The 25,069-nt window shown below is 37.7% G+C and carries 19 protein-coding genes and 4 pseudogenes; 8 read left to right on the top strand and 15 right to left on the bottom strand.

All coding sequences use genetic code 11. The annotated features are described in order from the left end of the window. Positions 1–48: 48 nt before the first annotated feature. From MF1_RS00115 to MF1_RS00105, 3 genes and pseudogenes are all read right to left on the bottom strand, one after another. Entirely contained in the window at positions 49–1,626 is a 1,578-nt protein-coding gene (locus tag MF1_RS00115) for a peptide chain release factor 3 (protein WP_161510181.1), read from the bottom strand. Next, positions 1,626–3,287, bottom strand: a complete 1,662-nt coding sequence (locus MF1_RS00110) for a lysine--tRNA ligase (protein WP_161510180.1) — start codon at positions 3,285–3,287, stop codon at positions 1,626–1,628. The genes MF1_RS00115 and MF1_RS00110 overlap by 1 nt, the downstream gene beginning before the upstream one ends. 409 nt (positions 3,288–3,696) lie before the next feature. Next, positions 3,697–4,303 (bottom strand): annotated as a pseudogene (locus MF1_RS00105) (adenine nucleotide alpha hydrolase family protein); the annotation flags it as partial. A gap of 94 nt (positions 4,304–4,397) precedes the next feature. On the opposite strand from MF1_RS00105, the pseudogene MF1_RS00100 reads away from it, so the two are divergent. Next, positions 4,398–5,080 (top strand): annotated as a pseudogene (locus tag MF1_RS00100) (LysE family translocator). Here the strand turns inward: MF1_RS00100 and rlmN are convergent. The 6 genes from rlmN to lptC form a co-directional block, all read right to left on the bottom strand. After that, positions 5,030–6,259 carry a dual-specificity RNA methyltransferase RlmN gene (rlmN, locus tag MF1_RS00095; protein ID WP_161510179.1) on the bottom strand — a complete coding sequence of 410 codons (1,230 nt, stop codon included), beginning with the start codon at positions 6,257–6,259 and terminating at the stop codon, positions 5,030–5,032. The pseudogene MF1_RS00100 and the gene rlmN overlap by 51 nt on opposite strands. Positions 6,260–6,304: 45 nt before the next feature. Further along, positions 6,305–6,808: an invasion associated locus B family protein gene (locus tag MF1_RS00090; RefSeq protein ID WP_014923578.1), complete on the bottom strand. Its 504-nt coding sequence runs from the start codon at positions 6,806–6,808 to the stop codon at positions 6,305–6,307. A 1,406-nt stretch (positions 6,809–8,214) separates the two neighbouring features. Beyond that, on the bottom strand, positions 8,215–8,679 hold the full coding sequence (gene ptsN / locus MF1_RS00085; RefSeq protein ID WP_011178855.1) for a PTS IIA-like nitrogen regulatory protein PtsN: 465 nt from the start codon (positions 8,677–8,679) through the stop codon (positions 8,215–8,217). A 1,172-nt stretch (positions 8,680–9,851) separates the two neighbouring features. After that, complete coding sequence (gene lptB, locus MF1_RS00080; RefSeq protein ID WP_161510178.1) at positions 9,852–10,646, bottom strand: LPS export ABC transporter ATP-binding protein; 795 nt, start codon at positions 10,644–10,646, stop codon at positions 9,852–9,854. 6 nt (positions 10,647–10,652) lie between these two features. Continuing rightward, positions 10,653–11,231 carry an LptA/OstA family protein gene (locus MF1_RS00075; RefSeq protein ID WP_161510177.1) on the bottom strand — a complete coding sequence of 193 codons (579 nt, stop codon included), beginning with the start codon at positions 11,229–11,231 and terminating at the stop codon, positions 10,653–10,655. Positions 11,232–11,343: 112 nt separating this feature from the next. Then, the gene (gene lptC, locus MF1_RS00070) at positions 11,344–12,012 is read right to left on the bottom strand and encodes an LPS export ABC transporter periplasmic protein LptC (protein ID WP_161510176.1); all 669 of its coding nucleotides are present in this window, start codon (positions 12,010–12,012) and stop codon (positions 11,344–11,346) included. Between the two features lie 191 nt (positions 12,013–12,203). Here lptC and ihfB point away from each other — a divergent pair, with 191 nt between their 5' ends. From ihfB to MF1_RS00035, 7 genes and pseudogenes are all read left to right on the top strand, one after another. Further along, positions 12,204–12,482 (top strand): integration host factor subunit beta, encoded by a 279-nt coding sequence (gene ihfB, locus MF1_RS00065; protein ID WP_011178851.1) that lies wholly within the window; start codon positions 12,204–12,206, stop codon positions 12,480–12,482. 8 nt (positions 12,483–12,490) lie between these two features. Then, a pseudogene (locus tag MF1_RS00060) lies at positions 12,491–12,795 on the top strand (LapA family protein). A gap of 157 nt (positions 12,796–12,952) precedes the next feature. Continuing rightward, positions 12,953–13,885 (top strand): annotated as a pseudogene (locus MF1_RS00055) (class I SAM-dependent rRNA methyltransferase). A gap of 2 nt (positions 13,886–13,887) precedes the next feature. Then, entirely contained in the window at positions 13,888–14,709 is an 822-nt protein-coding gene (locus MF1_RS00050; RefSeq protein ID WP_034449688.1) for a TrmH family RNA methyltransferase, read from the top strand. A 25-nt stretch (positions 14,710–14,734) separates the two neighbouring features. Further along, on the top strand, positions 14,735–15,238 hold the full coding sequence (gene lspA / locus MF1_RS00045; RefSeq protein WP_011178848.1) for a signal peptidase II: 504 nt from the start codon (positions 14,735–14,737) through the stop codon (positions 15,236–15,238). Positions 15,239–16,470: 1,232 nt separating this feature from the next. Further along, positions 16,471–17,244 (top strand): Bax inhibitor-1/YccA family protein, encoded by a 774-nt coding sequence (locus MF1_RS00040; protein WP_014923570.1) that lies wholly within the window; start codon positions 16,471–16,473, stop codon positions 17,242–17,244. Positions 17,245–17,355: 111 nt separating this feature from the next. Continuing rightward, positions 17,356–18,231 carry an endonuclease/exonuclease/phosphatase family protein gene (locus MF1_RS00035; protein WP_161510175.1) on the top strand — a complete coding sequence of 292 codons (876 nt, stop codon included), beginning with the start codon at positions 17,356–17,358 and terminating at the stop codon, positions 18,229–18,231. Here the strand turns inward: MF1_RS00035 and polA are convergent. The 6 genes from polA to MF1_RS00005 all read right to left on the bottom strand — a co-directional run bounded on the left by polA (position 18,228) and on the right by MF1_RS00005 (position 25,069). Further along, positions 18,228–21,134 carry a DNA polymerase I gene (polA, locus tag MF1_RS00030; protein WP_161510174.1) on the bottom strand — a complete coding sequence of 969 codons (2,907 nt, stop codon included), beginning with the start codon at positions 21,132–21,134 and terminating at the stop codon, positions 18,228–18,230. The genes MF1_RS00035 and polA overlap by 4 nt on opposite strands. Positions 21,135–21,463: 329 nt before the next feature. Beyond that, positions 21,464–22,171, bottom strand: coding sequence for a DNA polymerase III subunit epsilon (gene dnaQ, locus MF1_RS00025; protein WP_161510173.1), 708 nt, complete (start codon positions 22,169–22,171; stop codon positions 21,464–21,466). Between the two features lie 4 nt (positions 22,172–22,175). Beyond that, positions 22,176–22,763, bottom strand: a complete 588-nt coding sequence (gene coaE, locus MF1_RS00020; protein ID WP_161510172.1) for a dephospho-CoA kinase — start codon at positions 22,761–22,763, stop codon at positions 22,176–22,178. Beyond that, positions 22,760–23,641 (bottom strand): shikimate dehydrogenase, encoded by an 882-nt coding sequence (locus MF1_RS00015; protein ID WP_161510171.1) that lies wholly within the window; start codon positions 23,639–23,641, stop codon positions 22,760–22,762. The genes coaE and MF1_RS00015 overlap by 4 nt, the downstream gene beginning before the upstream one ends. Then, positions 23,634–24,230 carry a Maf family nucleotide pyrophosphatase gene (locus tag MF1_RS00010; RefSeq protein WP_161510170.1) on the bottom strand — a complete coding sequence of 199 codons (597 nt, stop codon included), beginning with the start codon at positions 24,228–24,230 and terminating at the stop codon, positions 23,634–23,636. Before MF1_RS00010 ends, MF1_RS00015 begins: the two co-directional genes overlap by 8 nt. Continuing rightward, positions 24,227–25,069 carry a pyruvate, water dikinase regulatory protein gene (locus MF1_RS00005; protein WP_042995258.1) on the bottom strand — a complete coding sequence of 281 codons (843 nt, stop codon included), beginning with the start codon at positions 25,067–25,069 and terminating at the stop codon, positions 24,227–24,229. Before MF1_RS00005 ends, MF1_RS00010 begins: the two co-directional genes overlap by 4 nt.

Raw genomic sequence — 25,069 nt, 5'->3', positions numbered from 1 at the left:
TGATTTTTCTTAAAGAATCATTGCTTTTACCGTAGCAAAAGCTGCTTTTCAGTCAGAGCGTGACTGATAGTCTTTAAAGATAGTAAACTTTATTTTCGGCGCCCGTTCTGCTTCATAATTCAATGAAAAGTGATTTTCTGCTAAAAAAACTGGATCGCCATCTAAATCGTGTGCAATAGCAGATTCATGATTGGTGAGAAATTTTTGAAATTCGTCTTTGCTTTCCGTAGAAATCCAACGACATACGCTAAAACGGACCGGTTCAAAGCTCACTGGTAAAGAATATTCCACCTTAAGCCGCTCAGCTAAAACGTCAATTTGCAAAGCACCAATCACACCAATAAGAGCTGGTGTTCCATCAACGGGGATAAATAATTGCACCACACCTTCTTCAGCCATTTGTTGTAAAGCTTCTTTAAGCTTTTTCGCTTTCATTGGATCACCCAAGCACACACGACGTAAAATTTCCGGTGCAAAATTGGGTACTCCTTTAAAGAGGATTTTTTCTCCTTCCGTCAATGTATCCCCAATACGCAAAGTTCCATGATTAGGGATCCCTACGATATCACCAGCATAGGCTTGATCGGCAATTTGACGTGAACGCGCAAAGAAAAATTGTGGCATAGAAAGTGTCATTGACTTTCCAGTGCGTACTAATTTTGTCTTCATACCGCGTTCAAGCGTCCCGGAACACACTCGAAAAAATGCAATACGGTCACGATGGTTAGGGTCCATATTAGCTTGAATTTTAAACACAAACCCCGTCATCTGGGACTCCATGGCTCTTACATTGCGTTGATCTGCCACCTGATCACGAGGACTTGGACCAAAATCGATCAACGCATTGATCAAATCACGAACACCAAAATTTCGTAAAGCTGAACCAAAATAAACCGGTGTCATATGTCCTTCTTGAAAAGCTTGAAGATCAAAATTCTTGCAAGCACTCCAAGCGAGATTTACTCCTTCAATAAAAAACATGCGCTGGTCTTCAGGAAGCAAAGTTGCAACCTCATCAGGCCCAGAAACCATTTCTTGAGTTACCTGATCATCTTGTTGACGAAAACAATTATGATGAAGATCAAAGGTACCAACAAAATCTTTACCTCTGCCGATAGGCCATGTGATGGGTGCGGTATCAAGCGCGAGCTTTTCTTCAATTTCATCTAAAAGTTCTAAAGGATCACGTGCCTCACGATCCATTTTGTTGATAAAAGTCACAATAGGAATATCCCGCATCCGACACACTTCAAAAAGTTTCAGTGTCCTAGGTTCAATTCCGCGTGCACCATCTAGTACCATGATAGCACTATCAACAGCCGTAAGAGTGCGATACGTATCATCTGCAAAATCCTCATGGCCTGGAGTATCTAACAGATTAAAAATATGATTTTCATATTCAAATGTCATCACCGATGTTACCACGGAAATACCACGGTCGCGTTCAATACGCATCCAATCAGAACGCGTTTGAATACGGTCTTTTTTCGCCTTCACTTCACCGGCAAGCTGAATAGCACCACCAAACAACAAAAGTTTTTCTGTCAATGTTGTTTTCCCAGCATCAGGATGCGCGATGATCGCAAATGTGCGACGCCGCTTTACTGCTTGCTCTCGCTTTTCCATTATTCCCCCATAGGTCGCGCAAGTGCTTCCGCAATAAGTGCACGCACTTCATTAACTCCATACAGTGCAATAAATGATCCCAATCGCGGTCCTCGTTCCTGTCCTAAAAGAACTTCATAGAGCATTTGAAAAAAGACATTTGAAACACCCGGTCCCCCTTCAGGACTCTTTTTGTTATGATCTTGATAGCGTTCCGTTAAACGTGCAACATCAAGAAGTGCATTTTGAAACGTGTCTCCATCAGCAGTTTCAGGCAAATTAGCCAATTTTATATCAATTTGTGCTAATGTTGCGCGCTCACTCTTATCAGGAATTCTGAATTTTTTGTTTGGTTTAACAAAAACATCAAAATATTTAATGGCAAATTGCACCAACTGATCAAGTGCTGGATAATTTTGTGCATTTGCTCCTTTAGCGTGGCGAGAAATAAAACCCCAAAGAACTTCTTTGTTCTCGGCATTTGAAGCACTTACTAAATTTAAAAGCATAGCAAAGGATACAGGTAAATCAACCTGAGGAGGGCAACCATTGTGAATATGCCATACAGGATTATTAAGCTGCTCTTGCCATTTTTGGCGACCATAAGCAGAAAGATGCGCATAATACTCATCAACGGCTTTTGGAATTACATCAAAACAAAGCCGTTTTGCTGTTTTTGGCTTTAAAAACATATAAAGCCCTAAGCTTTCCGTTGGTGCATAAGTGAGCCATTCATCAATGGTTAAGCCATTCCCCTTGGATTTGGAAATTTTCTGCCCCTTATCATCCAAAAAAAGCTCATAATTAAATCCTTCTGGTGGCTTTCCACCAAGCACTTTGCAAATTTTAGAAGAAAGATTTGTAGAATCGATAAGATCTTTTCCTGCCATTTCATAATCAACACCAAGTGCTGCCCAGCGCATTGCCCAATCAACTTTCCACTGGCACTTGACTCTTCCCCCTGTAATCTCCGTCTCAATGGTTTCGCCTGTTTCAGGCTCAATATAGGTGACAGTACCTTTCTCAACATTCCGGGCAATCATCGGCACCTGTAATACCTTTCCAGAAAAAGGAGAAATAGGTAAAAAAAGTGAATAGGTAGCCTGCCGTTTCTCACCTAATGTTGGTAGAACAATTGCCATTATTTTGTCATAACAGGCAAGTATTTTTAAAAGTGTTTCATCAAAACGACCGGAATTGTAATAATCTGTGGCACTCGCAAATTCATAATCAAAACCAAAACGGTCAAGAAAAGCGCACAAACGTGCATTATTTGCTGCTCCAAAGGAGGGATAAGTATCCCCAAAAGGGTTGGGTACACGGCTGAGCGATTGATCAAGATAGCTTGCCATTTTTTCGCGGTCAGGCACATTATCGGGAATTTTACGCAGACCATCCATATCATCAGAAAAACAAATAAGTTTTGTCTTAACTTTATTCTCAGTGAGAATATGAAATGCATGACGCACCATAGTCGTACGAGCAACTTCCCCAAAGGTCCCAATATGCGGTAAACCAGAGGGACCATAACCAGTTTCAAATATGATACTTTCTGGATAACCCGTTTTTTCATACCGTTTTATAATTTTGCGTGCTTCTTCAAAAGGCCAAGCTTTCGATTGAGCAGCTGCATCGCTTAATTCAGACGTAAGGCTAAGGGCATCATACGAATCACACATCATTATCTTTATCCTAAAAATTAAACTCTTTAACGATATGGTGTATGGTTCTTGCATTTATTCGTCAATAATAGCAAGTGAAAGCTGCTAAAAATTTCTTATAACGACCTTTTTATGACCAATCTCTGTTCTATTCTTTTCGTTATATTCTCTTTTTATCTTCATATTGATGAAGTATAAGTATCATGAGTCGTAGTTTACTCATTTTGATTATTGGTGCTTTAGTTGTTATTACTCTACTAGGATTTTCGTATTACACTTAGTCAACAAGAAAAAAATCCTCCAGTATGGAACTAAAAATCGGACAAATAACCTATTTACAAAAACAAATTAGAAAAATGTCAAAATTAAACGTTTTATGTAAAAACACCCTTTTTATTCTACTGTAAAGGTGGTTTAGAAGATCGTTTATTTACAATTCTGACGAACGCGCTGCCAATGTATGTAAACGTAGGGCATTCAATTTAATAAAGCCGGCAGAGTCTTTTGATCATAAACACATTCATCATCCTCAAAAGTTACCAATTTACTGGAATAAAGCGACTTTTTGCTTTGGTGTTCTTCAACAATCACATTACCCTTATAAAGCTTTAATACAACTTCGCCTTCAACATTTTCCTGGGATAAATTAATAGCAACCTGCAATATTTCGTGCTCAGGTGAAAACCAAAAGCCGTAAACGAGTCCAGCATAACGCGGCCATTAATTCATTTTTTAAATGCACCGCACCACAATTCAATGTCAAAGATTCTATCGCCCGATAAGCAGTTAAAAGAATAGTTCCTCCTGGTGTCTCATAAATGCCACACGATTTCATACCAACAAAGTTTACTAATCTAATCGGTCGATACCGTTGTCACACCCATAACTATTTATTTCAGAAAGTAAATTCGCAGGAAATAAATTCTTTCCATTAATCGATATGACATCGCCTTTTTAAAAAAGCCAATAGTGATTACAGTTGCTTGATCTAGAGCAGCTTCCGGTGAAAGGGTATACATATGCACATATTCAGGAGCAGTAATACTGGATCTTCATAAGAATAAATTCTCTTTAAACAACATTAAAATAAATATGATGGTGAACACCGCTTACAAATAAAAGGAGATTTACGTGTCATTTTTACCTGAGCGGTCTATTGTTGTACAATTTGCTTTAGCATCGCTGATTCCTAGCGCTCATTCCGGAACATGATATCATGTTGTCAGTAGGGTGTACGATTGCACAAAGCAAAAAAGCCGGGGTTATATGTACTTTCGGGAGTGCAATGGGTTTTGCTATTCAGGTTACTACTGTAGCTCTTGGTTTATCAGCGTTTATTTTTGCTTTGCCACGTGCTTTTTTTCTCATTAAAATTGTGGGAGCTTTTTATCTTTTATAGCTTTCCTTGCAAGCATTGCGGTAAACACTTGGCATTTTCTCTCAAATAAACATCTCAAAAGCGCCACAGTCTTAGATATAATTGACTTTATCGGTATTGGAATTAATCTCTTAAATCCTAAAATTATTCTCTTCAACGTAACTTTCTTGTCACAATTTATTACCCATGGCCACACAAAAATTGATTATTTTAGGCCTTCTTATATCCCCATTTCTCTGCCAATTACAATTTCTATGGTTTTTATGGCGCATAAATTCGCGCAACACCTTAAGCAAAATCCTTTTTATATTCGCTTTCTTGATTGGTTTATGACTAGCATTTTACGAGTTTTGTTTTACGTCTCTTGATTACCCAAAGATTAAAGTTATTTGTTGCCAACCGCATATTCAATTTGCAAACGTTCAGATTTTCGTAAACGTTCTGAAGCAGATTTAAGCTGACCACATGCAGCTAGAATGTCACGTCCACGCGGTATCCGAATCGGTGAAGCATAGCCTGCTTGATTAACCACATCCGCAAAACGCTCGATTTGTTCCCAATCAGAACATTGATAATTACTTCCCGGCCATGGATTAAAAGGAATTAAGTTGATCTTAGAAGGAATACCTTTCAGTAATTGAATCAATCGCTTAGCATCATCCAAACCATCATTTATACCTTTCAGCATAACATATTCAAATGTAATTCGCTTGGCATTAGAAAGGCCAGGATAATTACGGCAAGCATCAATTAAAAGAGCAAGCGGGTATTTTTTATTGATTGGAACAAGCATGTCTCGCAGCGTATCATGCACTGCATGCAGTGAAACCGCCAACATAACCCCAATTTCCTCCCCCGCTCGCACAATTTCAGGAACCACTCCACTGGTTGAAAGAGTAATTCGACGTTTTGACAAAGAGAGGCCATCTCCATCAGAAGCGATTAATAAAGCTTTTTTGACTCCTTCAAAATTATAAAGTGGTTCCCCCATCCCCATCATAACGATATTGGTAATTTTGCGTCCCTCAACTGGAACAATTGCTCCATCAGGGGTAGTCCTATTAGGGAAATCACCTAAACAATCACGGGCAACCAATAATTGTGCCAAAATTTCTTCCGCTGTCAGATTGCGAACAAGCACTTGTGTTCCCGTATAACAAAAAGAACAAGTTAGCGTACACCCTACTTGAGATGAAAGACACAAAGTACCACGCCCTTCTTCAGGAATATAGACCGTTTCAACCTCAACAGGCCTTCCGTCTTCACGTGCTGGAAAACGCAACAACCATTTACGCGTACCATCTTTTGATATTTGTTCTCCAACAATTTCCGGACGCGCAATGGAAAAATGGTTTTTAAGCATTTCTCGTATTGGCTTAGAAATGTTCAGAATTTCATCAAAATTTGAAACGCCACGCACATAAAGCCAATGCCAGAGCTGACGTACACGCATACGCGTTTGTTGTTCTGGTACACCGATTGCCTTTAAAGCTTCCGCCATTTCATTCTGCGATAAGCCAATTAAAGAGCGCTTAGATCTCTTCTTCACGACAACATTATTTGATTCTCGTGCTCGACATACACTAATCGGTCTAAAGTCATATGAAACAGCCATTGTTTTCCAATTTATATCGCTCGCTACTTTAGAGTTACAAAGACTTTAACGGCATTTTTGTGCCACATTTAATGCAGCAGACACCCCTTTTAAGGAAAAAGTATAGGTAGTCTGAGTTCCCCGTTTTGAGAGTGCATTCACTGTCATATTTGCTCCAGCACGCATAGCAGAAACAAGCTGCTTTTCTAATGCGGATGATGCTAACCAAGCTGACGAATCCTTCGTGAAAAAATCAAAATCTTTATTTCCAATAGTCACAGTAACTCTTGATCCCTCTTTAAATGGATAACCAGCCATGAATTGTGGTTCAAACGAAAGAGGTGAATTAGAACGCTTAGTAACTAAAAAGAAATTATCGCCATGATTAACTGTCGTTGGAAGTGCCTCTAAAGGTACCGACAACACATAACAAATTGTATTTTTTTGCGATTTATAAGAATAGGCTCCCCACGCCTCAAATTGATCCAAACGGCTTGGCGCTTGTGCACATGCTGCTCCTGCAGTAACTAGAACCATTACAGATACAGCAATAACAGTTTTTTCAAACATCTTCATTTAGCTCACTTCTTTAGTCTTTAATAAGATTCTCTTCATTGGAAAAACTCAACAAAAGCTCATCAATACCTTAGTTTTGTTATTCCAACCACCTCAAAAACGAAACATTTTCGCACCAATTAGAACAGATTCTTACATCTAATTGCGATCTCTTAGTTATTACTAAAACATGAAGTTTTTATTCAATAACCAGATTTTTAAAAAACAACATTTTGATTTTATTTCATCAATTTCATTTTTTGTATAAAAATCTACTGTTTTAAGCAATGGAATTTTAAAAAATATGAATATACCATCACTCTGTTTAAGAAACAAACTATGCTATTTTACCGCAAATAACTTGTTGCAAAATCTTGGAAACACATACTATAAAAACACTCCAAATTTCACAGCTTTTCGAATATTCCCTATAAATTTAACACATTCAACGCATTTGCATCAGTAAAAATCGCAAAATATTCTTTTCTTTCTCCAATTTAGTGTATCCATGTTCTTTATTCAATATTGTCTCGGTACAGCTTATTCATGGTCTTAAAGTCCTTTTGCAAGAAACTATCCAATATTATCAGCATGTTTCCCATAGAACACAGAGCGTGTAACACCTGCCTAACCACCGCATTCTTTGCCTACTTTAAGACCCTTTATTCTTGCCATATGCCTTTCATCTTAAATTACCAATTTCTGAAACGATACCAATAATCTAAACTGGTTTAATGATACCGTCTCAATGGATAAAAGAATATTCACTTTTTTCCACCAAAAACTTCTGAGTCATTCATTGGGTAAACATTACCATCCTATTTTGAAGTCATTTATAAATAAAAACATAGGACCATTTTTTCTACAACAGTGTCTTGTACTTCTACCCCATAGTTCTTTAAACAACTTCTCCATCGATTAAATCAAAATTGAATGAGTTTTACACGTACAAAAAAGTCTTTGCTCAACTAAAAATTTACAATCTTCATTCTCCTACCCTCTACCATATAAAACTGTTTTTTTCCATCTTGGATTTCTGCAGCAGCTGATATTTAAACTAAACCTGTCCTTAAATAGTTGACCTCTCTCACCCTTTTACAAAAAGAAAATGATTCCCCTTAACCCTCGAAACTTTAAGTACCAATATCATCAAAACATACTCAAACCATTTTGACTTACGAAAAACTTTAATTCACGGATGAAGACTCCAAAAGTAGCTGAAGAGCATGACAATAAAAAAACAACAAAATCCAGTGCTCGCTCCTGCCCCCCCTTTTCTTCAAGAGATTCCTTTGGAAATGATTTCTTCAAAAATCCCCTGACGCAATTAGCGTTTTCAGCTCTGTTAAGCACAGCTTATATCACTTTCTAACCTGCTCGGTGGTACATGCTCCGCAATATGTATATTTAACACCGGACTTTTAAGCTGCGTTTGATGCTGAATTCTGAATCAATAAAGCATAAAGAGCATTGGCATCATGGGTATTGCGCAATTTTTGAACAACATCAGAATGGCGCAAAACACGCGCGATCTGTGACAAAGCTTTTAAATGGTCAGCACCAGCGTTCTCAGGTGCTAAAAGAAGAAAAACAAGATCTATAGGTTCGTCATCAAGAGCTTCAAAATCAACTGCATTTTCAAGGCGCGCAAATATACCAATGATTCGATTAATATCAGGCAATTTACCATGAGGAATCGCAATACCACCACCCAACCCCGTTGAACCTAGTTTTTCACGTTGCAAAACGATATCAAAAACCACACGCTCATTAAGACCTGTCAATTCAGCAGCTTTTTCGGCTAAAATTTGCAGAACTTGTTTCTTCGAATTCGCTTTAAGAGCTGGAATAATAGCTTCTGGTGCAATTAACTCACTCAAATTCATATTTTAATTTTCCTTTTGCACGCTCAAATACTCATCCACAAACTAATCAACGGTATGGATTTTTAAAGTTCTGTCACTTTCTTGCATCATCGCATGTGTATTTATTTTTCAATTTATAACGGGTGATGGTTCAATTCATCTCATAATTCACTATCGGCACAACAATAAATAGGTATTCAGCCTCTCATTAACAGCATAAGAAAACAAAGAAATGGTGTTGTCCATAAAATATTAATCTCTCTAGGATACGAGCAAAGGCTACCGTTTAAAAATTTTCGATTTTTTAATTATAAGAGTTGACATACAATTTAGGTATAAGATCTTCCTCTTCCTTTTAAGAACCGGCTCCCATAAGATGATAAAAATATCGAGATAAATGACACTTTACTTTGACGATACTGTGTGCTTGAGCACTCCTAACTACAACAATCTAAACAGATTTAATGCGTTCACAAAATACTTTAAAAACACTTGCAAATCTGGCTTGATATCCACAAGCCGTGCACCATTTCTAAATACGCAATGCAAACCAACAAAATACTACAAACCCTATTTGACAACTGTAATATATATACCCCATAGTGCCACCATAAAAATATCCGAAATAATCAATACGTTATTTAATTCGACAACAAAAAGTATTATTAATATACTTTCCAACAACACGCATATTTATTTCTAGTCTCGTTTAGCATTCATTATAAGGTTAATCTAGCGATATCTTTCGCATGGTGCAATTAAAAGCAGATTAAACCAATAATGAGATTATCCGATTTTGATGAGATTTTTTTATTTATTTAGCAAAAATTCAGTTTAAGACGACATTTATACAAGAATTTTTGGCACAAATTAAAGAGCTTCTCAGCAATAACGCGATAAACACAATCGCTATCGAAGGTTTTATTGTGTAACTCAGATAAAAAACACTTATTTCCCTTTTGCTCTCAAACAACTGCATCTCCTCATTATTTGAAGCTCTTAATGAGATCATTATAGTTTCTTTCACATAAAGTAATAATTATTCTTACTTTATGTGAAAGAAAAGTAGATCAAAAATAAATTCTCATTCAATCCTGTGAAATACGTTGGATTACCGAATATATGGAGATGGAACTTATCTTTACCATATTAATCCGTTTAAGTTTAAGCAAGGACTCATAGAAACTGTAAAATTAGAGAGAAAATTGATTTCCCAAATAAATTCTGCGTACATCAGTGTTGTTTATAATATCGTTAGGGCAACCGTGAACTAACACTTTCCCTGCATGAATGATATAAGCGCGGTCGACAAGTTCCAATGTCTCACGCACATTATGATCAGTTATCAAAACACCAATCCCACGTTGGGTTAAATAACGAATAAGCTGCTGAATATCAAAAATGGCAATAGGATCAATTCCCGCAAATGGTTCGTCAAGTAATATAAAATTGGGTCGAGAAGCTAAAGCGCGCGCAATTTCAAGACGCCGACGCTCTCCCCCTGATAAAGAAAGAGCGGGCATCTTGCGTAAGTGGTTAATTTTAAATTCATGTAAAAGGGCATTCAACTCTTCATGTCGTTTAAAGCGATCTTTTTCGACTACCTCCAAAACAGCTTTAATGTTATTTTCTACTGAAAGGCCGCGAAAAATCGATGCCTCCTGCGGAAGGTACCCAATACCTAAACGAGCACGCCGATACATTGGCAGATGGGTGATATCAAATCCATCAATTTTAATCTTCCCCCCATCCGATTTAATGAGTCCCGTAACCATATAAAAACAAGTCGTTTTTCCCGCACCATTGGGACCTAAAATACCAATCGCCTCTCCGGTACGAATGCCGAAAGAAACATCATTAATAACCTGCCTTCCACGGTAAACTTTAACTAAATGACTGGCAACTAAGGTCCCCTTTAAGTGTTTTCTTAAAGCTTTACTTGTAAGATCATGTTTGTCTGTCCGTTTTTCTCTTTTGATTCCAAACATAAAATCTTAATGACCATTCTTTTGACTTTGTTTAAAAATAATGGAAACGCGACCCTTTTTCTCAAACGTCTCACAACCTTCTAGAAAAGCCTTTCCGCTTTCCATATCTGCTGTCAGCTTGCATCCTGTTGCTACATTATCACCATCGGTCAATACCACATTACGCCCTGTCAAGCTCATCATTTTTGATTCTCCATCAAAAACGCCTTTATCACCTGTAGCAATTTGCGTGGCGATTTTTATATAAACCTTTCCTAAAGCTTCCATTTTTTTAATACCTGTTGAACCAAACCTGGCATGTGATTCTGCCTTCGTGTCGACTCGATCCTTATCAGCTACTTTCTGCGTCTTATCGTAATAAACAACTAACTTTGCCGTTCGCAGAAGACATTCACCTTGAACCACTGAAACATCGCCATTAAAGAGTGCTATCCCCTCTTTATCACGTATTTCCAAAGAATCTGCATAAAGTTCTACCGGTTCCTTGTCGTTTAAGAGATGAATTCCAAAACAGGCTACTTCAGCATATCCGACATCTTCTCCAAACCCTAATATTCCTACGTTCAAAGCAAAAATCATACCCATCCACTTTCTGTATGATCCCCCCGGCTTCATTTCATCACTCGCAATTCTTTTGTTTGCACATACACATACTTCTGTTTCATAAAGATCGCTCAAGATTCGTATTGATACTCTCTCATTGCTTGTCAAGCACTAAATGAACCCCACCATAAAAATATATGTTTTGTCCTTTTTTTCGAATTTGCAAACCATTCGCTGCAAGATGCAAACCTGCACGTTGAATATTTACACGTTGATCTGTGCTTAATTGCCCCTCAGATAAACTAATATCTGCTGTCATAAATTGTGCAATCATTCCATCACTTGTTGTAATTGTGAATGGCTTATTCAATTGCAAACAACCATTAATATTATCGTAAATTCCCCCTTGCGCATCAATAAAAACGCGTCCTTGTTTGCCTACAAACGTCTCAGCTGTAATGTTTTGTAGCCCAACCACTCCAGAACGTGTACGATCTTGAAATGCCTTTTCTGCTTTGAGCCAATAAGGCTCTTGAGAACGCGTATAACCCTCTAATTTTGGATTGAGCATCGTCAATTTCATTGCCATTGCCCCATTCTCTTCATCATTCAAAATCACAGGGTCACAAGAAGCAGGAAAAAAGAAAAATGTAAACCAGCAAAAAACCAGCGCTGTAGCCAATGCACAGAGAGGTAAAAAAAACTTTAATATGCCAATGCGATACGAATGGCGAGATGCTTTTTTAAAAACATCTCTAAAAGATGATTTCTTACAAAAAGGTAATTTTGTTGAAAAGATTTCAGAATGATTGTGTACGGACATACTATCCTAATCTCTCAAATATTCCGTGTTTTTCGACTTGATAGTCCTTCATAAGATGTATTTTCAAATTTTGTTTCTTGCAATTTGTTTTTTCTTGGTTTTATTTTACTTCCATCCATTTATATATGTAATATGCATGCATAAAGTGTACAATTGTAAAAAAATCTTTTTTGTCTGAAAGAGAGGTTATTTTGGTTAAATCAGAGCTTGTGCAAATTATCGCCCGTCATAACCCGCATCTTTTTCAACGTGATGTGGAAAATATTGTGAACGCTATTTTTGAAGAAATTTCAACAGCACTTGCCAATGGCAATCGTGTTGAACTTCGCGGTTTTGGAGCTTTTTCTGTCAAAAGCCGCTCAGCCCGTAATGGTCGCAATCCACGAACAGGTGAAACCGTTATGGTTGAAGAAAAATGGATTCCTTTTTTCAAAACTGGTAAAGATTTGCGTGATCGGCTCAATCAATGAGTAAATTTATGACAACCAAACGCATCATTTTAACAATTATTTTGGTGCCTATCACAACTCTGTTGATTGCCTTTATCGTAGCTAACCGTCAAATGGTTACATTGACGTTTGATCCTTTTCGAATCAGCTCTGACAATTTTACTTATCAAGCTCCTCTTTTTATATGGCTCTTTATTTTTTTCGCTCTCGGCGTTTTATTAAGTAGTATAATCAATTGGTTTGCATGCCATAAATGCAAAAAAGCCCTTAGAGAAAGCAAAGCAGAGCCTGAGAAATAAAAATGTCGATCGCTGATATGATGGTCCTTTTGTGAAATTTTTTCCTCTTTGTGTTCAACACATCATTACAAAGTAAGCTCTCATTTTTTCACTATAAATGTTTTAATCGACTTCAGATCTTTGCATTATTATAGAAATTTAAGAGCCCTTTTAACGTAAATTCTTTAAAATACCTGGATCGTGAAACTGGATATGCTTGCCCAATGCTTTCAAACACACTACAGCAGTCTATATCCGCAGGAAAAGTTGCCTCTTAATTTTAGAAATTAGGTGTGAGTGCAGGTTATGCCTCTCATTGACTCTGCTAATGGGCGAAAATTGGAATGTTATGGAGCTTACTGCATTATTTGGTCAGAACGTCAAGCGCTATGGAAATCAGCTTTATCACAGAAACATTGGGCTAATGTTGGTGCTATTTTCACAGGAAATCGAGATGAAGAAGGTGTTTGTCGTTGGTATTTTCCCAAAAAGCTGCCTGGTAAACCATGGACATTTTCTTGGAATGGACTGTCCTTTCTGAGCCACTTTACTTCGTTGCATCACATAGGTGTTTTTCCTGAGCAAGATGCCTGTTTGTGTTCGATGGAAGAACAAATTGTTAATGCTACATGTCTACTCAAATTGCTCAATCTTCTTTTCTACACAGGTATTGCCTTTTTGATTGGTGCATGCGCGGGTGCAAATGTGACACATGTTGATGCTTCTAAAAAAGCCATTGCTCGGGCAAAAACCAATCCAGAAAGAGTAGGATTATCAGATTGCTCTATTTGCTGGATCTACGATGACGCTATAAAATTTGTTGAACGGGAATTGCGTTGTCAAAAAACCTATGATATGATTTTTCTTGGTGTTTCTGCACATAGACGTGGAATTCATGGCGAGATTTGGCAACTATCTGATTACTTAACAACAATGATCACAAAATGTTGCAGGCTTTTCTCCAACAAACTTCTTGCCATCGTACTTATAGCTCATTCTGTTCGTGCTTCCTTCTATACACTGCATGCTTTGCACGATGAATTTATAAATCTTGGTGGTAGGGTCGAATCAGGAGAATTGATTTTGTGTGAAGAAACCACCGGATGTACTCTTTCCACTTCTCTTTTTAGCCGTTGGATTGCTTGAACATGTGTATCCCCAAAATCGGTAAGGTTAAAGAAATTACCTCTCTTAGCAATCCTATCATCAAAGATCTTAAGGCTCTTAGCCAAAAGAAAAATCGTAATCGAGAAGGCCTTTTCATGGCAGAAGGACTTAAATTGGTGATTGATGCTTTAAATCTTGAATGGACAATACAAACACTTATCTTCTCCAAAAGCAAAATTGGTGACACTGCCATTGAAAACATTGCTGCACACACAATAGCCAATGGTGGTCTTGTCATTAAAGCCTCAAAAAAAGTCATGGAATCTATCACCCGCCGTGATAATCCACAAACAGCTATTGGTATCTTTAAACAACAATGGCAACCACTTGAAATGATCAAAAGACGCAACGAAGATGTATATGTTGCGCTTGATCGAGTGCGCGATCCCGGAAATCTTGGTACCATTATCCGCACTGTTGATGCTGTAGGGGCTAAAGGTGTCATTTTGATTGGCGAGACAACAGATCCTTTCTCACTTGAAACAGTACGTGCAACAATGGGATCAATTTTTTCAATACCACTTTATCGTTTTGATGAAAGCGCCTTTTTAAACTGGTCTGCACACTTTAAAGGCATGGTCGTTGGCACGCATCTCAAAGGATCTATTGATTATCGTAAAATTGATTTCAAAAATGGTCCCGTTATACTTTTAATGGGAAATGAAAAACAAGGTTTACCAGATACTCTTGCGAATCGTTGCGATCAACTCGCTCGTATTCCGCAAAGTGGACGCGCTGATTCGCTTAATCTGGCGGTAGCAACCGCTATCATGCTTTATGAAATTCGCCGTTCTTATTTATAACACTGGAAGTACGCGAGGCTGCAATATGACACGCAAGTCATTCTCCTTTTTTCTTCTTGGTTTAATCCTTACAGTAGGGATTGATCAAACAGTTAAATACTGGATTATGCACAATATGCTCCTCGGAACAGAGATCCCGCTTCTTCCTTTTCTTTCTCTCTACCATGTACGTAATTCTGGTATTGCATTTTCGTTTTTTTCTTCTTTTTCTCATTGGGGACTTATTGCCCTCACACTCATTATTCTTATTTTTCTTTTATGGTTATGGAAAAACACTGAATATAACAAATTTTTATCACGCTTCGGTCTTACCCTTATCATTGGTGGTGCAATCGGCAATCTTATTGACCGTATTTGTTTCTATTATGTCATTGATTATATACTCTTTTATATTGATGATATCTTTTATTTTGCTGTTTTCAATCTTGCAGATACTTTTATCACACTTGGTGTTATTGCTATCGTTACTGAAGAATTGCGTATCTGGATTAAAGAAAAACGTCATTCCAAACGTACATTTTCTAGATAAATATTTGGGTTTCGTATCAACATATTTATTAAGCGCGCGTATTTTTAACTCTTTGTTTTAGAATTTATCTCTTTCCATCTTTCTTAATAACTTGATTAGAAAGACTCTGTTTTTTCTTATTTTTACATGTCCTCCTTCAGAATATTAAGCAAGGCTTACAGTTTAACAACTGCTTTGTTAAAAATAGACGTGTTACCAGGGAAAAGTATGACATCAGTAGCCAAGAATCGGCAACGGACTTGTCCTTTATTAAGGTTAAGTTTCTCGAGTACATTTGAGGACAGAAAACTTTACTTGTTTTTTTGTTAAAGGTGCTCATTTTATTTTGAAATGAGAGTTCAAGGGTGAAAACTTCTTCTTACCTTCAGGTAAGTAAACCCAACATCGATAAATGTTACCTGGATCAGAAAGGGATCTCACATCAGGTTTTAGAAGAGCTTGCCAAGAACTGAGGACTGTGAGAATGGATGTCACCTTTGCCCAGACTCATCCCTATGCTTACAAGCTATAGAGATAAAATCAGAATGAGAGAAAAGCATTGCGAAGAAGTCAGTCAAGCTTTACGTTTTCTTCTTAAAGACAGGAGACTGAAATACACTTCTGGCACCTTAGTTTGCTAAAGGGAATGAAAATACGAAAATTATTGCTGATAAAGGTTATGTTCAAATGCATAAAGAAAAAAATGGGAGAAAAGAAGCAAAACTGTATTTTTGTTCTTCCGCCCTACTCAAAAAAACAATTCAGAACAATGACGGATATCATTACTAAAGAATGTTACCTGATCGAAGGCCTCTTCAGTAAACCAAACCACTTCAAATTTATCTCCTCATGATTCGGTAAAAAGCTTCTTCTTTGTATTAGGATTGTTGCCTTAAGCTTTAATTATTCCATGGCTTAAAAAATAAGGTATGCAAAACTTAGCTTATTCGTTAGAGATACAGAAACTCTTGCATTCTAGCTTTTTACCTCACACAAATATTACAAAATAACTTAGCATTTTTGATCAAAATGAGCCCTTTTGTTACCAATTTGTAAGCTTTTCTCCTAATAAAAGTCTCTTGTAATTTTGAAATAAATCTCCATAATAAGAAGAGGTAAGCTGGAATTCTGCCAGCGGTACCAGGGGTGTTTGTATATGCCAGGTCAAAGCTTATACAGGACTATTGTTGTAAGGGTACCGATCCTTTCTAACCCCAATACCTGACGGAACATATGCTAAAGGACTTTATATTATGGCTGATTTCAAAAATTTACGTTCGGCACCTATTTCTCATGCCGATGCTTCAATTGATCAAGGATTGCGTAGCTATATGGTGGGTGTCTACAACACGATGGCCATTGGTTTGCTTGTTACAGCTGCTACCGCTTATGCAATTGCATCATTAGCAACAACAACGGAGATGAGTCAGGCAGCCGCACAAATCAATAGCAGTGTCTACTTAACTTCATTTGGAGTAACATTTTACACATCGCCATTCTCTTACATTGTTATGTTTGCACCACTTGTGGCGGTATTATTCCTTAGTTTCAAAATTAATACGTTGAGTACAAGTGTTGCCCGGAGTCTCTTTTTTGGTTATGCTGCCCTCGTTGGGCTTTCACTGTCCTCTATCATTTTGCGTTATACAACAGAAAGTATTGTACAAACATTTGTTATTACCGCTGCAGCTTTTGGTGCTCTTTCGCTTTATGGATATACAACAAAGCGCGATCTCACAGCGATGGGCTCATTCTTTTTTATCGGTTTGGTTGGCTTAATGCTTTCCATGATTGTTAATATTTTTCTTGCATCGAGTGCTTTGCAATTTGCTATCTCCGTAATTGGTGTTTTTATCTTTGCTGGTTTAACAGCTTACGATACACAAAACATTAAATTGATGTATTATGAAGGAGATGGAAATGACACCCAAGGTCGTAAAATTATTATGGGTGCATTAAATCTTTATCTTGACTTCATCAATATGTTTGTCTTCTTGCTGCAATTTCTCGGCTCAAACCGTGATTGATTGTAATAATCACGCTCAATTTAAAAACCTTGTTTCTCAAAAGAAACAAGGTTTTTTAGTTTTTAGTCAAACGTCTACCCTTCACCCTCTTTGGCACATCCTTTTCACAAAATGATAAAGAAGCCTTACAAGAAAAAATTTCCCCGATTCACTGCCTTGATTCAGCAAAAGCTCGATAGCCCTTTTTTAAACGCCATTCGCAACCGCCCTCATCATTGGTCAAACATAATAAACCGGAACGGTCAGTATGATCTTACCGTCGCTTCCTATAATGTCCATAAATGCGTAGGCATTGATAAAATTTTTAATCCTACCCGGATTGTACGTGTGATTACCGAATTACAAGTTGATATTCTCGCTCTTCAAGAAGCAGACAAACGTTTTGGTAAGCGCATTGGTTTAATTGATCTTCAACTGTTAAAAGCTGAAACAGGTCTGATTCCAGTACCTTTAAAAACCATGTCACCTCATGGTCATGGCTGGCATGGTAACGCTCTTTTTTTGCGAAAAGGACATATACGTGATACTTTACAAATCACTCTTCCTGGTATTGAACCACGTGGCGCTATAATTGTAGAGTTGGAAATGGAAGCAGGACCTATTCGTGTTATTGCCGCTCATTTTGGCTTATTACGCCATTCTCGTAATCAGCAAACAAAAATGCTTCTTTCACTTGTGCAAAAACGTTCCCTTATGCCTACATTGCTTATTGGCGATTTTAATGAATGGCGGATAGGGAAAGGCTCATCTTTAAACCATTTTTCTCCCTATTTTGATAGCACACTTGGAACTGTGCCAAGCTTTCCCTCTCGTTTCCCTTTTCTAGCTCTTGATAGAATTCTTGCTTTTCCCCATCAATTGATAACAACTATTGAAAATCATCATTCACCGCTCGCACGCATTGCTTCAGATCATTTACCTATCAAAGCTTATCTTGACCTTGCACGTGCAATGGATACTCTTAAAAAAACACGTGAAAAAAACTAATGTGCTTCCTCCCAATTTTGAGCGGCCATTACTTTTACTTCAAGCGGAACAGACAACGAAAGAACTGGCATTGTAGCATTTTCCATAACCTTTTTAACAAGAGCCATAGTTCTTTCACTCTCATCTTCTGGTACTTCAAAAATCAGTTCATCATGCACTTGTAGCAACATTTTTGCTGACAGCTTTTCTTTTTCCAAAGCATCTTCCATTTGAATCATTGCACGACGAATAATATCTGCTGCCGATCCTTGAATCGGTGCATTGATAGCAGCCCGCTCATTAAAGGAACGAACTTGTGGATTAGCTGCTTTTATTTCTGGATAATGGATACGACGTCCAAAAATTGTCTCTACATAACCATTTCGGCATGCAAAATTTTTAGTCATTTCCATATAATCTTTAATTCCTGGAAATCTTTCAAAATAAAGTTGAATATAATGACTCGCTTCTTGCCGTGAAAGACCCAATTGATTAGCTAATCCAAAAGCTGAAATACCATAAATAATACCAAAATTTATCGCTTTCGCACGTCGTCGTATATCTGAATTCATCCCTTCTATCGCAACTCCAAACATTTGCGATGCTGTGATAGCGTGAATATCCTGACCTTGGGCAAAAGCTTCTTTTAATGCTGTGATATCGGCAATATGCGCAAGAATACGCAATTCAATCTGGCTATAATCCGCTGATAGTAGCATATGTCCTTTTGGAGCAATAAAAGCTGTTCGGATTTTACGTCCTTCAGTAGTCCGCACTGGAATATTTTGCAAATTTGGCTCTGATGATGATAACCGCCCTGTTGATGTTATCGCCAAAGAATAATTCGTATGAATACGTCCTGTTTTTGATAAAATATAAGAAGGCAAAGCATCTGCATAGGTAGATTTCAGTTTTGCCAGCTGGCGCCAATCAATAATTTTACGCGGCAAAATATGACCTTCAGCAGCTAATTCCTCTAAGGTTTGTGCAGAAGTTGACCACTGTCCACTCTTAGTTTTCGTACCTCCAGGCAAACTCATTTTGCCAAAAAGGATATCTCCTAACTGCTTTGGCGAAGCAAGATTAAATTTTTCACCAGCCAGCTGATAAATTTCTTCTTCTAGAATAAAAACAGCCTGCGCTAATTCTCCTGAAAGACGCAATAAAATCTGCCTATCGACCAGAATCCCGCGTTCCTCCATTCTTGCAAGAACTTCTACGAGTGGTCGATCAAGACGTTCATAAACCTTCGTCATTCCCCGTGCCACAAGCTGAGGCTTCAAAACTTGCCACAAACGTAGCGTTATATCAGCATCTTCAGCAGCATAAAGGGTTGCCTGTTTCAAATCCACTTGCGCAAAAGACGTAATCTTTTTTCCGTTGTGTGTTAAATCCTTGTAGGCAATCGGCTTATGCCCAAGCCAACGTTCAGATAAAGCATCCATATTATGCGTTAAAGCTCCAACATCTAAAGCATACGATAAAAGCATTGTGTCATCAAAACAGCGTATTACAACACCGTATTGCTTCATCACTAACCAATCATACTTTATATTTTGACCAATTTTTAAAACTGCTTGGTCTTCTAATATCGGTTTTAAAAGTGTTAAAGCCTTTCGTATCTCAATCTGCCCAACGATGCGTCCACCTCCCAAAAGGTCATCTCCTCCCTCAAAATGTTCAAGTGGCACATAGGCCGCTTTTCCTGGCTGTAATGCTAACGAAAAACCAACAAGCTTTGCTTGCAGAGGATCAAGTGACGTTGTTTCAGTATCAAAAGCAAAAAAGCCTTGCTCTTTTGCTTCAGATAACCACTTTTTCAAAATTTCTTCATCAAAAATGCTTAGATAAGCATCCCTTTTGATTGTCTGGCTTAACGCTTGGCATTTACGTTTTTGTGCCAAAACTTGTGGTGTATTTTTAGAAAAATCATGTGAAAGTGCTCTTTCAGCTCTCTTTACCTCAGAATCACACCCATACACAGGCTCTGCCCATTCAACGTCTAGATCAAGCGCATCAATGACTGCTGCATCACATGCTGTTGCCTCTGCCACACGGCGCGTTAATGTGGCAAATTCCATAGTTTTAAGAAAAGCGATTAAGCGTGGACCATCTTGTGATTCTAAAGTAAGATCATCTAAATCATTTTCTATAGGCACATCTGTTTTAAGCTGAACAAGTCTACGAGAAATTTTTGCTTGTTCACTATAAGCCTGAATATTTTCACGTCGTTTTGTTTGCTTAACTTCTGCCACTCTCTGCAACAAAAGATCAAGAGAGCCAAATTGATTCAACAATTGAGCAGCAATTTTAGGACCAATGCCTGGAATACCTGGTACGTTATCCGTTGGATCTCCAGTCAAAGCTTGCAAGTCGACCATTTTTTCAGGTGCAACATCCCATTTTTCTAAAACTTCAGAAATACCAATGTGCTTGTCCTTCATTCCATCATACAAGGATACATGTGTATTGACTAATTGCATAAAATCCTTATCGGAAGAAATAATGGTTGTTTTTGCCCCAACCTTTGTTGCCAATTGCGCATAAGTAGCAATTAAATCATCCGCCTCAAATCCTTCCTTTTCGATACAAGGTAAATTAAAAGCCTTCGTTGCCTGGCGGATGAGAGAAAATTGAGGAATAAGATCTTCTGGAGGCGCTACCCGATTGGCTTTATATTGTGGATAAATGTGCTTCCGAAAAGTATCAGATGAATAGTCAAAAACAACAGCAAAATGCGTTGGAACAGTGCCGATAGCTGTATTACGCGCATCACAAAGTAGCTTCCACAACATATTACAAAAACCCGCTACAGCTCCTACAGGAAGCCCATCCTTTTTGCGCTTTAAGAGTGGTAAAGCGTAGTAAGCACGAAAGACATAGCTTGATCCATCAACCAAAAAAAGATGATCTGTTGCTTTCATGACAGTTCTATTTCTCCATTTCAACTAAGAGACAATTTACTCTTATACATTTTTATATTTTTTTTCATTCTTATTTTAAAATTTATCGAATTGCCTCTAAAAAGCCATTTTTTTTTTTCATAAAGTGTGAAGTCGTTGCGCTTTATAGTTAGTACCTAGAGCTTTTCTTTGCTGTTACAGGATATAATAGCTTTCATTTTGCTCCTCCTATGATAGCTGAGGTACGGTGTAACGACAGGGTCGTTGTGGTGTTCCCCTCCCCACAACGACCGTATTTTTTAGCTTTTGTATTTTACTGTCCTATAATAATTCAAAAAGAGACAAGGAAGTTAGTGAGGGATTTTGAAGAAATTCCACAGAGCTTTTTCACCAATTTTTTTGATAAAATCAGCGTGCATAATTTTTTCTTGCGCACTTAACCTTGGAGAGAGTGGTTGTGGGCGAACTTTAACTGCTAAGAGAGCATTCTTGTCATTCTGACTATCCTGCTCAACACTCTTACTGTCTTCAAAACCCAATACACCTTGCTTTCCACCAATGAGTTCAATATAAACATCGGCGAGAATCTCCGCGTCAAGCAAAGCACCGTGAAAAACACGATGACTATTATCAATTCCAAAACGTTTGCACAAAACATCGAGAGAATTAGGACCCATAGGAAATTTTCGCCGTGCCATAGCCAATGTATCAAGGATATTGTCGACACTGATAAGTGGCTTATTCACTCGTCCTAATTCTGCATTAAGAAAGCCAATATCAAAACTTGCATTATGGGCAACCATTGTTGCGCCATTGATAAATTCCAAAAGTTCATCAGCAATATCACTAAAGCTTTTTTCGTTCTTTAAGCGTTCATTAGTCAAGCCATGAATTGCTACAGCTTCATCAGAAATAACAACGCCTTGTGGATTCAAATAAACATGGAATCGCTTTCCTGTAAGATACCGATCAACCATCTCTACACAACCGATTTCGATTATGCGATCTTTCTCTTTATCCAAGCCTGTTGTCTCTGTATCAAAAATAATTTCACGCATGATTTTAATTCTTTAGCAAATTTTCTATTACGGAAAAAACTTGTTGATGTGTATTCTCTAAATCTTTCCCTGTATTAATGATAAAATCAGCCCGTTCTCGTTTTTTTTCATCAGGCATTTGTTTAGCATTGATAAAGGAAATTTTTTTTTCATTCATATCCGGACGCGTCATTATCCGTTCTTTTTGTATTGCCAATGGAGCAGATACCACAATTACACTGTCCACACGTTTTTCACCTTTTTTTTCAAAAAGGAGTGGAATATCAAGGACGACTATTTTTTTTCCCTGTTGGCGTGCTTTATCAATAAATTCTTTTTCTTTTTCTTGTACTAAAGGATGAATTATTTCTTCTAATGTTTGTAATTTTTCACTATCATTGATCAAAATTTTAGAAAGCTTTAGGCGATTAACTTTACCATTTTCAACAACGCCAGGGAATGTATGTTCTATGAGTGATAAGATTGGTTTACTCTTATAAAGCTGGTGTACTGTCTCATCAGCACTAAAAACGGAAATACCTGCTTGTTTGAAAAAATCAGCAGCTGTTGATTTTCCCATAGCGATTGATCCGGTCAGTCCTATGATTTTCATACTCTTTCTTCACCCATATCTTCTAAAATTTTCGTTCGTAAAGCCTTTGTTACCTGTGGAGTTATTCCAAACCATCGTTCAAAGCCAGGAACGGCTTGATATAAAAGCATACCAAGCCCATCAACTGTTCTTAGACCATGGGCTTTTGCTTGCTGTAAAAAAGGGGTTTTTAATGGTGTATAAACGACGTCTGTCACCAACGTTGTTGTCTTTGTTTTTTGAAAATCACAAAACAAAGAACCAGTCTTCCATCCGTGTGGGTCTGTAATACCTACAGAGGTCGTATTAACAATCAAATCAGCTTCATAAAGTATCTCGCCGACATTATGCCAATCGTGGACTTCAACAGGTTTTCCGAAATGCTCAGCTAAATTATCGGCGCGTTGTCTTGTACGATTAAGCAAGCAAATACGCTCAAATCCCCGTTTTTTTAAGGCATATAGGATGGCACGTGCAGCACCACCTGCACCAAAAATAAGAGCTGTTTCCCCTACCCAATTAGGAGCAGAATCATCAAGATTAGCGCTAAAACCATAGGCATCACTATTTGTGGCACAAAGTTTATCTCCTTCATACCAGAGTGTATTAGCAGCACCAATCATTGTTGCTACCTCGTCTTTATAATTTGCCAAACGAAAGGCTTCCTGTTTGTAAGGTAGAGTGACATTACCTCCACAAAAACCTCTTTTTTTTGTAGATGTAAGAAAATCACTAAATTCTTCCAATTTTACTTCTTGTGCCAAATATTCACCTTGTAAACCATACTGTTTAAGCCAAAAATTATGAATTTTTGGCGATTTTGAATGGTGAATAGGATAACCAACAACAAAGGCACGAGAAGGAACTTTTTCTTTACACTTTATTGTCAAATCAATCACAAATGATCCCCAAATGACGCAATTTTACTAATAAAGGTAATAAAGGTAAACCAATAATAGTAAAAAAATCTCCATCAATTTTTTCAAAAAGATGAATCCCTTCCCCTTCAATTTGATATACTCCCACACTGTTTAGAACATCTGTCCCTACGTATGCTAAATAACGTTTAATGAACTTTGGTGAGAGGGGACGGACTGACATATGTGCACTAAAAGCTTCAACCCAAATTTTTCGGCCATTCCGAAATAAAGCCACTGCACTATGAAGAGAATGAGTTTTTCCCGATAAAGTGCACAAACGCTGATATGCTTCTTTTTTACTTGTGACTTTGTGAAAAACCTGACCTTCTAAATCAAGGACTTGATCACAACCAATGACTAAAGCATCAGGAAAGCGATCAGAAACATTTTTTGCTTTTGCACTTGCAAGAAAACAACTGAGTTCTTTAGGTGTTTTTACTTTTTCTATTTTTCCTATTTCTCTCTCATCAAAAGAGGCCCCTTCAATGAGGAAATTTAAACCTGCCTTTTTCAACAATTGTGCACGATAGGAACTAAGAGATGCTAATATTAACGTATCTGCCATCATGAGGGGTTTTTCTTCCATTTTCCTTCACGAAACCACGACAAAAGTTCAAATATCGCTGCAGCAGTTTCTTCGATAGAGCGTCTTGTAACATCAATAACAGGCCAGCCAAAACGTTCGCAAATGCGTTTTGCATAGATCAGTTCTTCAGCTATACTGATTCGATCAGTATAACCTTCAACAGCAAAACCATGCCCCAAATCTCGATTTTGACGAATATGTGAGATTCTCTCAGCTGAAGCAATTAAACCAACAATTAAAGCATTTTTTGCTTCCAAAAGAGCTTCTGGAAAATCAATCCCTGGAATAAGAGGAACATTAGCAGTTTTGATTCCACGATTTGCTAAATAGATACTGGTTGGCGTTTTAGAAGTTCTTGAAATTCCTACAAGGATTACATCTGCATCCGATAAGCCCTTGGGAGACTTTCCATCATCGTGCTCTATTGTAAAATCCAACGCTTCAATACGACGAAAGTAATCCGCGTTGAGATCATGCTGTGCGCTGACACGTAAATTTGTAGGCGTGCCAAGATAAGATTGGAAGGCATCCAAAACAGGATGCAGTATATCAATACAAGGAACTTCCATTTTCTCACATCTTTTCTTAAGAAGCAGTTTAATTTTTTTATCAATGATTGTGTAAAGAACAATACCAAGCTCCTGTTGTATCTCATCAAGAGCTCTCCGTAACTGTGTTTCGTTGCGAATCATCGGATAAATATGTTCTGTTACCTGACTTGTCGCATATTGTGATGCAACAGCCCTTCCGACAGAGATTAATGTCTCCCCTGTTGCATCAGAAAGCATGTGTAGATGAAAGGATTTTTTTTCTCTTATCAC

Origin of the sequence: Bartonella quintana (genome assembly GCF_009936175.1) — a bacterium.
GTDB classification, from domain to species: Bacteria; Pseudomonadota; Alphaproteobacteria; order Rhizobiales; family Rhizobiaceae; genus Bartonella; species Bartonella quintana.
The sequence above is the reverse complement of the archived record's forward strand: the minus strand, read 5'-3'. Positions and strand labels throughout refer to the sequence as shown.